This window comes from Acidaminobacter hydrogenoformans DSM 2784 (assembly GCF_900103005.1).
In the GTDB taxonomy this organism is placed as follows: domain Bacteria; phylum Bacillota; class Clostridia; order Peptostreptococcales; family Acidaminobacteraceae; genus Acidaminobacter; species Acidaminobacter hydrogenoformans.
On the sequence record NZ_FMWL01000035.1, the window covers coordinates 1 to 12,397 of the forward strand.

12 protein-coding genes are annotated in these 12,397 nt (G+C 55.0%); 5 read left to right on the forward strand and 7 right to left on the reverse strand.

Translation table 11 applies throughout. From position 1 onward, the window contains the following. On the reverse strand, positions 1-849 hold an 849-nt coding region (locus tag BLP63_RS16485), incomplete at its 3' end, for a formate--tetrahydrofolate ligase (protein WP_139159862.1). Positions 850-1,218: 369 nt separating this feature from the next. Further along, positions 1,219-1,830, reverse strand: a complete 612-nt coding sequence (locus tag BLP63_RS16490) for a DJ-1/PfpI family protein (RefSeq protein ID WP_242870954.1) — start codon at positions 1,828-1,830, stop codon at positions 1,219-1,221. A gap of 176 nt (positions 1,831-2,006) precedes the next feature. On the opposite strand from BLP63_RS16490, the gene BLP63_RS16495 reads away from it, so the two are divergent. Next, on the forward strand, positions 2,007-3,086 hold the full coding sequence (locus BLP63_RS16495) for a hypothetical protein (RefSeq protein WP_092593544.1): 1,080 nt from the start codon (positions 2,007-2,009) through the stop codon (positions 3,084-3,086). Positions 3,087-3,366: 280 nt separating this feature from the next. Here the strand turns inward: BLP63_RS16495 and BLP63_RS16500 are convergent, their stop codons facing one another. The 4 genes from BLP63_RS16500 to BLP63_RS16515 are packed head-to-tail and all read right to left on the reverse strand — an operon-like array spanning position 3,367 to position 7,361. Then, the gene (locus tag BLP63_RS16500) at positions 3,367-4,110 is read right to left on the reverse strand and encodes a CPBP family intramembrane glutamic endopeptidase (protein WP_170829516.1); all 744 of its coding nucleotides are present in this window, start codon (positions 4,108-4,110) and stop codon (positions 3,367-3,369) included. An 11-nt stretch (positions 4,111-4,121) separates the two neighbouring features. After that, positions 4,122-5,600 (reverse strand): glycosyltransferase family 39 protein, encoded by a 1,479-nt coding sequence (locus BLP63_RS16505; protein ID WP_092593548.1) that lies wholly within the window; start codon positions 5,598-5,600, stop codon positions 4,122-4,124. Positions 5,601-5,641: 41 nt separating this feature from the next. Further along, a complete protein-coding gene (locus BLP63_RS16510) occupies positions 5,642-6,139 on the reverse strand; it encodes a GtrA family protein (RefSeq protein WP_092593550.1) in 498 nt (165 codons plus the stop codon). Further along, entirely contained in the window at positions 6,126-7,361 is a 1,236-nt protein-coding gene (locus tag BLP63_RS16515) for a glycosyltransferase family 2 protein (protein ID WP_092593552.1), read from the reverse strand. Before BLP63_RS16515 ends, BLP63_RS16510 begins: the two co-directional genes overlap by 14 nt. Positions 7,362-7,521: 160 nt before the next feature. On the opposite strand from BLP63_RS16515, the gene BLP63_RS16520 reads away from it, so the two are divergent. The 4 genes from BLP63_RS16520 to BLP63_RS16535 all read left to right on the forward strand — a co-directional run bounded on the left by BLP63_RS16520 (position 7,522) and on the right by BLP63_RS16535 (position 11,981). Beyond that, a complete protein-coding gene (locus BLP63_RS16520; RefSeq protein WP_092593554.1) occupies positions 7,522-8,337 on the forward strand; it encodes an alpha/beta fold hydrolase in 816 nt (271 codons plus the stop codon). Continuing rightward, complete coding sequence (locus BLP63_RS16525; protein WP_092593556.1) at positions 8,334-9,956, forward strand: UDP-N-acetylmuramoyl-tripeptide--D-alanyl-D-alanine ligase; 1,623 nt, start codon at positions 8,334-8,336, stop codon at positions 9,954-9,956. The genes BLP63_RS16520 and BLP63_RS16525 overlap by 4 nt, the downstream gene beginning before the upstream one ends. Positions 9,957-10,071: 115 nt before the next feature. Then, a complete protein-coding gene (locus BLP63_RS16530) occupies positions 10,072-11,334 on the forward strand; it encodes a D-alanine--D-alanine ligase family protein (RefSeq protein ID WP_092593558.1) in 1,263 nt (420 codons plus the stop codon). A gap of 104 nt (positions 11,335-11,438) precedes the next feature. Next, complete coding sequence (locus BLP63_RS16535) at positions 11,439-11,981, forward strand: GNAT family N-acetyltransferase (protein ID WP_092593560.1); 543 nt, start codon at positions 11,439-11,441, stop codon at positions 11,979-11,981. A gap of 162 nt (positions 11,982-12,143) precedes the next feature. On the opposite strand, the gene BLP63_RS16540 is transcribed toward BLP63_RS16535, so the two are convergent. Next, positions 12,144-12,397, reverse strand: a 254-nt coding sequence (locus tag BLP63_RS16540) for an IS3 family transposase (protein WP_139159863.1), incomplete at its 5' end; no start/stop codon positions are given.

Genomic DNA, 12,397 nt, shown 5'->3' on the forward strand with positions numbered 1-12,397 from the left:
GACGACGGAGTTACAGCCGTGCGCAATGTTCGCGAATGGTCCGCCGTGGATCAGCGCAGGTGTATTTTCAAGGGTCTGAACCAGGTTTGGCATGAGGGCATCCTTGAGCAGGAGCGCCATAGAGCCCGTTGCTTCAAGCTGCGCAGCCGTTACTGGTTTGTTGTCTTTTGTGTAAGCAATGATCATTTTAGCAAGTCGCTCTTTGAGGTCCTTCATGCTGGTGGAGAGGCACAGGATCGCCATGATCTCAGAAGCCACCGCAATGTCGAAGCCGTCCTGACGGACTACGCCGTCACCCTTGTTGCCCATACCGACAATGGTATTTCTCAAAGCGCGGTCGTTCATGTCAATGGCACGTCTCCAGAGGATGCGCTTCTCGTCAATGTTCAGCGCGTTGCCCTGATGAAGGTGGTTGTCAATGAGCGCAGCCAGAAGGTTGTTCGCCGTGGTTACGGCGTGAATGTCACCCGTAAAGTGAAGGTTGATGTCTTCCATAGGAACGACCTGAGCGTAGCCGCCGCCTGCCGCGCCGCCTTTAACGCCAAAGCAAGGTCCAAGGGATGGCTCGCGAAGTGCCGTAAAGGTCGCTTTGCCAATCTTGTTAAGCCCCATGCTGAGACCCACGTTTGTGGTCGTTTTGCCTTCGCCGGCTGCGGTAGGGTTGATAGCCGTCACGAGGATCAGCTTGCCGTCCGGTTTGTCTGCCATGCGGTCCATGACATCCAGGTGGATTTTCGCCTTGTAGTTGCCGTAGAGCTCAAGGTCGTTCTCTGAAAGTCCGACTTTGGCAGCAACTTCCTTAATGTGGATCATTTGTGCTTCCTGTGCGATTTGAACGTCTGTTTTCATGTTGCAGATGGCCTCCTTAAGTGTTTTAAGATAGAGTTCTAAGTAAATGCCTGCCCTAAATTCGTTGACCTTTAACTGCTTAAAACCAAAACGCATTGCTATACTGTGAGACACAATTACCAAGGCTGTCTTTACTGTCATTGTTTTTATCAATATAACATAGGAATTCAAAATTTTCAAATATATTTTTACATTTATTAAAAATATTGCGCCAAGTTGAACAATAGTTAAAATTTTAGCTAAAAAATACTAAACTTTCGATTACTCCAGTTCGTCCTACTCGTCCTATTCGTCCTATTCGTCCTATTCGTCCTATTCATCCTATTCATCTGCTTGTTTCATTTAATAAAGCCAATCTATCCAAGCCTGCTAAAACACCGCTGATTCAGAATAGCCCATTTCCCTGCGCACACGCCTCGCGTTTTCCTCAGAGGTCAAACGTGCCAGCAGCATAAAAGCAACTTCCACAGCCGTAGACGGACATGATGACGTAATAATCTTGCCATCTTCGACAATCCTGAGATCCCGCTCTACATTCGGACCCATTTCACCGAGCTTCTCCTGCCAGCGTCCACCCTCAAGATGATAGGTTGTCGCCTTTTTTCCGTTGAGTACGCCGCTTTTCGCAATGGGAAGCGCGCCCACACAAACTGAGGCAATCCACTTCTCCTGTATGGCGAAGTTTCTAATCATCTCAAGTGTTCTTTCGTCGTAGGCGTCCTCGTAAAAGCCTGCCCGCTGAAAGCCGCCCGGCATGGCAAGCGCAGCAAATTCATCCAGACTCAGGGCTTCAAGCTGCGCCTCAGGCTGAACTATAAAATTCCAGGTGCATTGCAGCCGTGGCCGGATCCCCACTGTGACCAGCGGCGTCCTTTTATCCCCTACAACTTGGTTCCACCCAAAGACATCTGTAAAGGCACTGGCTTCGAGTGCTTCAAAGCCATTCGGCAAAAATAGGAGTACCTTTTGCGCGTCACCCAATACCGCATCTCCCCTTTCCATTTTTAAACATTACTCGCTTCGTTACTCGCTTCACATTGATACCCCAAAATCAGGTCTGATTCCCATAAGGTTTTGGAGAATCTGTCGCAGCGCGCTGACAAGAAAGTGCCATTCTGGTAATATGAGTCTAATAGATACGAAAATGAGGTGTACACATGAAAGAGGTAAATCCTTCCCACAACCCAGCTGTAAGCTTTCCCCTCTGCCTGATTGGCTTTGGAAATGCCGGCCAGGCCTTTTGCCAGATGCTCCTTGAGCAGCATGACCACGTCAAAGGCACCTATGGCGTCGACCTTCAGATTGTTGCCATTTCGACGCGTTCAAAGGGCACCCTCTTTGATCCCCGGGGTCTTGATTTAAGTGAAGTATTAACTGCTGTGAGGGAGGGGGGACGCCTTGACCATCGGCAAAGCGCTTTAACGGATGTCGATCCTTTAGGTTTGATCCAAAAGTGCGGCGCCAAAGCTATGCTCGAGCTCAGCACGCTGTCCATTGAAGACGGGCAGCCGGCAATCTCACATATAGAAACGGCTTTCGAAAACGGCATGCACGTCATCACCGCCAATAAGGGGCCCCTCGCTTGGGCCTATTCAAGGCTCAAGGCGCTGGCGGACTCAAAGGGGCTGGAGCTTCTGCACGAAACCACCGTCATGGACGGTGCGCCGGTCTTCAACCTGGCAAAAGAGACACTGCCTGGCTGTAAGGTCCTTGGCTTCAAAGGCATTTTGAATTCCACCACCAACTTTGTGCTGGAACGCATGGAGGCCGGCGACAATTATGACGAAGCGCTCCAGGAGGCCAAGCGCCAGGGCTTTGCCGAAGCTGACCCCTCCCTGGATATTGATGGCTGGGACGCTGCCGCAAAAACCAGCGCGCTGATCAATGTATTGATGGCTGGCTCAACAACGCCCCTCACTATTGATAGAACCGGCATTGCAGAAATCACGCTTGAAGACATCACGGCTGCCCGGGAAAGAGGCGGCAAGCTCAAGCTGATCTGCGAAGGAATTCTGGAAAATGGAGAAGCCAAAGGCTCTGTGAAGCCGGTCTTCGTCAGCAACCAGGACATGTTCAGCACCATTGACGCCACGACGTCCACCCTCTGCCTGAAGACGGATCTCATGGGGGAAATCTGCATGGTGGAGCGTCAGCCGGAAATTCAGCAAACGGCTTACGGCGTCTTCAGTGATACGCTGACGCTGATCCGCCGTTTAAAAGCATCCGGCAGTTTATAAATGATCTTAAAGGGTTGGCGTCAAAAACGCGTCAATAGCCTTTGGGGGTCGGATAAAATTTCAGCAAAATCTTTAGAAAGCACAGGCGAAATAAACGGAAAAATGTCTGGATCCCACATTCGGACATAATAAAAGAGGCTTTTGTGCGGTGTAAGTCGAGCTTGCGACCTTATACGCACATAAGCCTCTTTTTTGGTTGGGGACAGTCCCCAGCCAGATTTCTGGTCGGGGACTGTCCCCAACCGAAAGCTCTCACTTCCAAAAACTTTCCGCCACCGCCTCAACCCTGCAGCCACACAATCACATTGCTGACCATGTGTCCCAGAACGACAATGGAAAAGCTCCCGGTTTTAAGATAGATGCCCCCGAGAAGACAGCCCAGCAAAAACGCGTGAATCCCCTGAAGCATATTGAGGTGCACGAGCGCGAACAACGCAGACGAGACAACGACGGCATACACCGGCGAAAAGCCCTTGAAGAGAATGCCCCGCATCAGGACGCCCCTGAACAAAAATTCCTCAAACACCGGCGCCAGAATCAGCACATAAAATCCAGCCGCAAGGGGAGACTGCATCAGGAACTCAAAGGCCTCAAGCAGCGCTTCATTTTCCGGAAACAGACTAAGGAGCCAGGCGCCCAGGGTGAGGTCGTAGAGGATCCTGAAGCCAGCGACAATCCCCATGGCCAAAACGGCCTGCGGCAGCCAGCGCCAACGGCCAAGGGATTTCCAAAGCCCGGAGGCCTCTTTTCCCGCTGCTGACCGTCCCGGTAAGTGCCTGTCCCCAGCCATCACACTGAGCATAATAATCAGGCGAAACAGCAGATAACCGCCCACATAGACCATGGAAGCCCGGGCCGGCCAGGCGGCAAGCCTGTCGGAGAGCTCCAGCACCGGCAGCATGAGCAAAATTTCGAGTAAGGTCAGGCCAATCACGAGCACCAGCGCCGTCAATGGCGTCATGGGCAGCGTTGGCGGACCTTCTGTGAGGAGAAGGCGCAGCTTGGTCTTCATGGATTGCTTCAAAGCGTTTCCCTTCATGACTTCACCGGCCTGGCACTTGTACCGGAACTCTTACCGGATCTCGTCCTGGTCTTGGTTCTGCTCTTAATTCTGACTCCGGATTCCGGCAAGTCCTCCACGAACTGAGCCTCCCGCCCCGCCGCGTCAAGCAGCTTTTGCGCTGCCAGCACCGCCACAAGCACGAAGACAAAAAGCAGATTGAAATTGTAACGGGGCTGGCCCTCGTAAATCAGGATCATAAGGCCATTGTAGCCCACCGGCAGCATCAGCAGCGCCGCCTGCCAGCCAATGACCCGCTTCAGCGAAAACAGCGCCCTGAAAAACAACGGCAGATTCGTCAAAAAGTACAGCAGCCCAGTCCCGCCAAGTACCGCCAGGACAATGTCGTTGATACTCCTGAAGAACGCCAGGTGCCTCAGGGTCTCCACCTCAGTCCGCTCCGTTTCCAAAGTTTTGTATTCGTTCATAGTCCAGGCGTCCACGTCCCAGGAACCGTTGAAAAACGTGGAGTGGACTCGAATGATACCCAGCTTCGCGAACTCCCCCGGATTCTCCTTGATCCAGGCCTGAGCCGCCGGCTTCAGGTCAAGCTCCAGGTCGCTGGCCAGCTTGATGCTCTTTGCGCCATTCTCAAGGTGCTCTACGATCCGCGCCTCCAGCTCAGGGGTCGCCTTTATTTGATCCAGCGGCATATAGCCGCCATGGGTGTTGTCCGCATTATTATTGAGGTACAGCACGAGGCCGGAGTTGTAGGACACCGGGATGAGCCGTCCAAAATGCCTGTAATTCCTGTAGGTCCACGGCGCCACGATCAGCACCATCACCACCGCCGCCACCAGCGCCCCGGCCAGACCACGCTTTAAATCTTTTCGGGTCAGCCACTCATAAAACAAGATCGCCACCGGATAGGCCAGGTAAAACGGCTTTGTCAGCGCCAGCGCGGCGGTGAGCGCTCCAGCCAAAGGCCACTGAACCCTGCCCTTTAAGAGGTCCCCCGAGCACTGGACCAGCATCAGGGTCGAAAGCAGCGCCGCAGAGAGGATTTCTGTGCCGATGGCGTTGGTATAAGCAATTTGCTGCGGCATAAACGCCATGAAGAGCAGGGCTCCCCAGCGGACCAGGCGTTTTGGGCTCATGCGCCACGCGATCAGGTACGTCATGAGGAGGGTCCACATAGAGAGCAGGACGTTGAAGTACTTCGCCGTCAGCTCCGACGTGTCCCCCATGAACCTCAGAAAATAGCCAAGCAGGATCGAATACCCCATCCCCTGAAACGCAATAGGCTGCCCCAGGAACGTGTAGCCCATGCCTTGGGAGATATTGACGGCGACCTCATAATAAGTAGAAAAGTCATAAAGCTGTTCGGTGGGAATGGTCTCGATCCACCACTGGCGCAGCAGCCAGGCCGCCGGGAGCACCACGGCAAGCAGCACGAGATCCGCCGGGTTATCCCGGAATGTATTTTTCAAATGTTGAAGCGCTCTTTTTATCATGCTCTAAATTCATCCTTTTCTATCGTCGCGGCTCGCAGGGGCTATTTCTTAAACACAAGGTGCTTGCTGAGCACGTAATTCATCACCACCACCACGGCGGTCATCACGTATTTTGACAGCTGCTCGCCAACCCCAAACACCTCGATCAGAAGCACCAGCCCCGCGGTCTCCATCCCAAAGGTCGCGATCCGCGAACTGAAGAACGCCGCGATCTGCCGGCTCTCCTCGCCTTTTGTCGCCTTGACACTGTCAAAGACAAAGCGCTTGTTGGTCTCGTAGGCAAAAAACACGGCCAGCACAAAGGCTATGCTGGTGGCAATGCCGTAGTGGACCCCCAGCTTCACCAGCACGGAATACGTCGCGAGGTTGATCAGCGTGGTCAGGACCCCAAACACCAGGTACATGGAAACCTCTTTGGCGAAGTGGGCACTCAGGGGCAGCACCGGCTTTTGCGGCTGTTCCTGCTGTGCCTGTTTTCCCATTTTTTTGCCGATGGTCTCCTGACCCCCATCCAAGTCCCTTCGCCTACCCCCGGGCATCTCGATCCTCCTGTCCAGGCGTCTCGAGTCCAAAGCCCTCTTTTCTCTGAACAATAAAGAGCGGCCGGCGCTTCACCTCGTCATGGATCCTGCCCACGTATTCGCCCACAATGCTGATCTGGATCATCAGGATGCCAAAGGAAAACAGCATGATGGACGCCAGGGACGTCCAGCCCTCAACGGCGTTGTTCAGCAGCAGCTTGTCCAGAACCCAGTAAATCATCAAGAGAAAGCTGATGCCGGAGACGACGAAGCCCATCAGGCTGAAAATTTTAAGCGGCTTGTAGGAGAAGGAGATGATGGCGTCGAACGCCAGTCGGAAGAGTTTGATGTAATTGTATTTGGTTTCACCGGCATGGCGCTCGTCCCGGTGGAACTCCACGTAGCCCACATTGAAGCCCACCCAGTGGGTCAGGCCCCGGAAGTAGCGGTTATGCTCCTCAAGCTTATTGAGCTCGACGACAACCCGCCGGCTGAGGAGTCTGAAGTCGCCCGTATCCAGGGGGACCTCCAGGTCACTGAGGGCGTTCATGACCCGGTAGAAGAGCTTTGAGGTCGTCTTTTTAAGGAAGGATTCCCTTTTTCTCGAAATGCGCTTGGCGTAGACCACGTCGAAGCCTTCCGTAAATTTTTGGTACATGTCCGCAATGAGCTCCGGCGGATCCTGGAGGTCTGCGTCAATGATGACGACGGCCGCCCCGGAGGCGTGCCTGAAGCCCGCGGTGTTGGCCATTTCGTGGCCGAAGTTGCGGGAAAAGCTCACCAGTTTGACCCTTGGGTCGCCGTAGCCGGGACGCGGGTGGGTTTGGGGGTTCATGGGACCATCGGCAAAAGCACTGTCCTGCCCGTCAAAATTGTCCGGTCCGTCCCAGGGACGACCTCTGAGCATCAGGACCTTCTCCACGGTCTTGTCGTGGCTGCCGTCGTCCACAAAAATGATTTCATGGTTGGGGGTGATGGACTCCAGGACCGGGCTGAGTCGCTCATAGAGAGCCAGGATATTGGCCTCCTCGTTATAAGCCGGAACCACAACGCTAAGGTCAATATTGCTATGTATGCCGGTCTGGCCCAGGCCTATGTGGATGCCGGGACCTGAGCTATCGTTCGGTGGAAACGGCGACTCGGAAGGTGGCGGAGAAAGCGGAGCCTGGTGACTTTCCCCCTCGTTTATGGGATAATTATGGCCATTTGGCGCATTTGTTTGGTGGTCGGACTGGGGCATTGTTATTCCTCCTGGATGCATGGCTGCTATTTCTTCTCGACATGATTATAGCATACAATGTTAACCTATGGTATGATATAGGATGATTCTGAAACAGTAACCAACCGGGGCCTCAGAGTGACTGAGCCCGGGAAACTTATAGAGATGGTGGGATTGTTTTATGCAAACCAAAACGTATGGCGGCGCAGCGCTCGCTTATACGATCAAAAGCCCGGGCGGCGCCAACAGGCCCAGCCGGCCGGACCTGCTCCTGCTGCACGGCTGGGGTGTGGACCACACAACATTGTCGTTCATACAGGAGGACCTGTGCAGGGACCATAAGGTAGCGGCACTTGATTTTCCGGGTTTCGGAGAAAGTCCGGAGCCTGCCGGGCCCTGGAGCAACCGGCGGTTTTCCGAGCTTGTAGAGGACTTCATTTCAGCCGAGGGGCTGGAGAAGCCCGTCCTGGTCTGCCACTCCTTTGGGGGGCGCGTGGCGCTGGACCTTGCTGCGCGGCGGCCGGACCTGGTCGGCGGTCTGGTGCTGATGGGCAGCGCCGGGGTGCGGCCAAAACGCTCAAAAAAGCACTATTTCAAGCTCTACAGCTACAAGGCCATTCGTGGGCTGGCCAAGGTCCCCGGGTTTTCCTGGCTACTGTCGGATTTTATTGAGCAGTACCGGGCTAAATATGGTTCCAGTGATTACAAGAAAGCCTCTGAGGTTATGCGCAGGACCCTGTCCAGCGCGGTGGCCGAAGATCTGACCGGTGTTATGGGCGGGATCCAGGCGCCAACGCTGCTGATCTGGGGCGACAAGGATACGGCTACGCCTCTTGAGAACGGCCAGCTTATGGCTTCGCTGATTCCAGGTGCCAAGGCAGCCGGCGGTGGACTTGTGGTTTATGAGGGGCTCGGACACTATGCCTTCCTTCAGAAAGCGCCAGAGACGCTGAAGGCCATCCGGCACTTTCTTGGACAGGAGGTGACCCATTCGTGAATCCGTTGAATCCGTACTTATTGATCAGCACGCTTCTGACGGGGGCTTACTTTGTTTACAAGGTGCCCCATGACCTGCACATGCTCCAGCAGAACAGCTACAGAAACGACCGCTATTTGCGCTGGCTGAATGACGACCAGAACCGGATCATTCAGAAGAGCGACATCATGTACCTGATTGGCCTGATACCCGCGCTCCTGCCATCGTTTTTCCCAGGGCTTTCCCATGGGGTTAAATTGCCTTTGTTCTTGCTGGGTGTGCCTTTTATGGCGTTATCTGTGTTTATGTTTTTTATCCGGACCACTTATCAGCCTGCCAAGAAGAAGCTGGTTTATACGACCCGGGTCAAGCGTCTGTTTTTCAGTGCCGCGGTGCTGGGCTTTGCCGCTTTAGGCCTTGGGCTATGGGCCAACAAGGCGCTGTTTTCACTGGTTCAGATGGCGTTCCTGATCACCTACTCGTCGCTCTTTGTCCTGATGGCCAATGTTGTGAACGCGCCGGTGGAGGGCCATATTCGAAACAAGTTTGTCCGCAGCGCCAAGGACCGCCTGGCCGGGAGGCCGGATCGAGTTCTCGTGGGCATCACGGGCAGCTACGGCAAGACCAGCGTCAAGCACATCCTGACAGAGCTGACCTCGCGGCGTTTTAATGTACTGATGACGCCGGGGAGCTTCAATACGACCCTTGGGGTTGTTCGGACCATCAATGAACAGCTGAACACCACCCATGACCTTTTCGTCGTCGAGATGGGGGCGAAGGAGATTGGGGACATTGAGGAAATCTGTAATATTGTCCCGGTGGACTACGGCATTATCACTTCCATTGGGCCGCAGCACCTGGAGACCTTTGGCTCCATAGAAAATGTGGCTTCAACGAAGGGCGAGCTCTTCAGGGGCGTAAGGTCCGGCGGCGTCATAGCCCTGAATTTGGGGGATCCCCTTGTGGCAGGCCTACCCCGCCGCTCTGATGTGCGCTATCTGACCTACGGCGCTCCGGGAGCGGACTGTGAGGTTTCAAACGTTGCCATCACAGGGGCCGGTACGACTTTTACGCTGACGGCCAACACCCGGCAGGGCAAGCTTGTGGAGACGTTTTCGACGCAGCTGCTGGGTGCCCACAACATAGACAATATGCTGGGCGCTATTGCCATTGCCCTTGACTTAGGGGTGTCCTCCAAGGAGATCCAGCGGGCACTTAAGGATATGAAGCCTGTTCAGCACCGGCTGTCCAGCTATAGGGCCAGCGGCGGCTGGCTCGTCCTGGATGACGCCTTCAACTCGAACCCAACGGGGGCTGCCAACGCCCTGGAGGTGCTGAAGGCTATGGCGGGCGGCAAGAAGCTCATCATGACGCCTGGAATGGTTGAACTCGGTGAGGAACAGGACCGGCTCAACGGCCTCTTTGGAGAAAAGATTGCCGGGGCCTGCGACGAAGTCATCCTGGTGGGGCCAAAGCGGACGGCGCCCATTGCGGAAGGCATTCGCCGCCAGGGCTTTCCGGAGGAACGTCTGCACATTGTCAAGAACCTCAAAGAAGGCTTCGAGAAGGTCCAGCAGCTGGCCGGACCGGAGGATGTCCTCTTGATCGAAAATGACCTGCCAGACAGCTATAACGAATAAGCGTTCATTTTGATCTGGTTGGGGACAGGGCCGGGCTGATTGTCCCCGGACAATCGGCCCGGCCCTGTCCCCGACCGGAAGCCCCAATAACCCCCACAGGAAGGATGTGCCCCCCATGATCCAACTCGGTGTCCTCTTTGGCAGCCGCTCCGTCGAGCATGAAATTTCAATCATCACGGCCCTTCAGGCCATTCACCACTTAAAGGCCTCAGGCAAATACAGCGTTACCCCCATCTACATCTCAAAAGAGGGGGACTGGTACACCGGCGGTGCCCTGGATCAGATTGAGTCCTACAAGAATCTGAACACGGCCATGCAAGGCGCCCAGAAGGTCACCCCCGTTCGCCAGAATGGCCGGGTCGCCCTACTGAAGTCGCCGCTGTCCAAGCTGAAAAATAATGTCATCGCAGAAATCGATCTCGCTTTCCCTATCCTTCACGGCTCCTATGGTGAGGACGGCACCCTTCAGGGGATGCTGGAGCAGCTCCAGCTGCCGTATACGGGCTGCGGCGTCCTGAGCGCCGCCCTGACCATGGACAAAATTGCCACCAAGCAGGTCCTCAGCGCCGTGGGCATCCCGGTGGTGGACTATTTCTGGTTCCATACGGAAACCTGGTTCGCCAGGGACGAGGCCTATATGCAGGAGAGCGAGACCCGCTTTGGTTATCCCGTGGTCGTCAAGCCCGCGGATATTGGCAGCAGTGTGGGGGTGTGTATTGCCCACAATCGGCAGGAGTTTGAGGAAGCTGTCGCCACCGTGCGCCGCTACTCTGAGCGGGTTCTCGTGGAGCGCTACGTCAAGGGCCTCAAGGAGATCAACATCAGTGTGCTGGGCGACGCGGAAGGTGTGAAGCTGTCCGTCTGCGAGGAGCCCATCACGGCCAGCGAGTTCCTGACTTATCAGGACAAGTATGCCGGAGGTGGCTCTGCCGGCGGTTCTAAAGGCGCTTCTGCCGATGGTCCCAGCGCCAACTCAAGCGCCTCACCCGGCACCTCAAACGCCGGCATGCAGAGCGCCAAGCGCCGCATCCCAGCGGATCTCCCGGAGGAGGTCCGAAAGACCATTGAAGCCTACGCCCGCCAAGCCTTCGAGACCCTCGACTGCTCCGGCGTCACAAGGATTGACTTTATTCTCGAACCTGTAGATCCAAACGGCAGCCCGGAAAGCTTCCAGTGCAAGCAGATCTACATCAACGAGTTCAACACCATACCGGGCTCCCTCAGCTTCTACCTCTGGGAAGCCACCGGCAAGCCTTTCCCCGAGCTCCTGGACGACCTGGTGGAGCTGGGCCTTCGCAAGAAGCGCCGCCGCAGCAAGCTGACCTACACCCACGACATCAACATTTTGGCCACCGGCAGCTTTGGCGTTAAAAAGTAACGTGCAGGGCGTCCCAGTCCCGCGCCATGTGTCCCAGTCCCGCGCCATGTGTCCCAGTCCCGCACCACGTGTCCCTGTCCCGCACCACGCTTTAGGAGGCCCCTATGCTGACCCTGGATTTTTCAACCTTTCCTATTCTTGAAACCGAGCGCCTCCTGCTGCGAGCCATGACGCCAAGTGACGTCCCCGCCCTCTTCGAGCTTCGCACGGACCCCCTCGTCAACCGGTACATCGACCGGCTGCCCACCGCACTGCCCGAGGACGCCCTGCGGTTCATAGAGAAAATTGGCACGGGCATCCACGAAAACCTCTGGATCTACTGGGCCATCACGGAAAAAGGCGACGACCGTCTGATTGGAACGATCTGCCTCTGGAATTTCGTGCCCACCGACCACAAAGCCGAGCTGGGCTACGAGCTGCGCACAGCGAGCCAGGGCAAAGGATTCATGAGCGAGGCGGTGGCGGCGGTGCTGTCCTATGGCTTTGAGATTTTGGGCCTGGAGGCGGTTGAAGCAGGCGTCCATCCTATGAATGCCCCTTCCGTCAAAGTGCTGAAGCGCGCGGGGTTCGCCCTGATTGGCACGTTTCAGGATACCCATTTGACCGGGGACGCGGTGGAAATGCTGATCTATGAGAAGAAGCGGTGAATGGGGTTTTGGGGTAAATTAAATGACCATCGGCAAAAAAGGTACTGGAGAGCTTTTCAAAAAAGCGCTTCACAGTACCTTTGAAGTGCCCCCCGTCAAGTAGACAGTACAAAAAACAAAAGCATTTGATGCCGCTAACCCTTTTATGGTTGGCGGTATTTTTTATGCTGCAATATTTGATAGATATTGCCTGTATTCAAGCGGTGTCATACAATCCAGTCGCTTCTGATACCGCCCGTTGTTATAGAAATCTATATATTCAGATACTGCGGATTCAAGCTCTTCATAGGAATCAAACTTCCTTAGGTAATACATCTCTGACTTCAACATTCCCCAGAAGGCTTCCATTGGGCCATTGTCAATGCAACGAGATACTCGCGACATGCTCTGTACCATCCCTGCGTCGTCCAGCTTCT

What these genes read in the sequence shown, in the direction of transcription:
- BLP63_RS16530 (WP_092593558.1), top strand. Translation starts at nt 10,072, where the DNA reads ATGATCCAACTCGGTGTCCTCTTTGGCAGCCGCTCCGTCGAGCATGAA.
- BLP63_RS16505 (WP_092593548.1), bottom strand. Translation starts at nt 5,600, where the DNA reads ATGATAAAAAGAGCGCTTCAACATTTGAAAAATACATTCCGGGATAAC.
- BLP63_RS16515 (WP_092593552.1), bottom strand. Translation starts at nt 7,361, where the DNA reads ATGCCCCAGTCCGACCACCAAACAAATGCGCCAAATGGCCATAATTAT.
- BLP63_RS16535 (WP_092593560.1), top strand. Translation starts at nt 11,439, where the DNA reads ATGCTGACCCTGGATTTTTCAACCTTTCCTATTCTTGAAACCGAGCGC.
- BLP63_RS16495 (WP_092593544.1), top strand. Translation starts at nt 2,007, where the DNA reads ATGAAAGAGGTAAATCCTTCCCACAACCCAGCTGTAAGCTTTCCCCTC.
- BLP63_RS16520 (WP_092593554.1), top strand. Translation starts at nt 7,522, where the DNA reads ATGCAAACCAAAACGTATGGCGGCGCAGCGCTCGCTTATACGATCAAA.
- BLP63_RS16510 (WP_092593550.1), bottom strand. Translation starts at nt 6,139, where the DNA reads ATGCCCGGGGGTAGGCGAAGGGACTTGGATGGGGGTCAGGAGACCATC.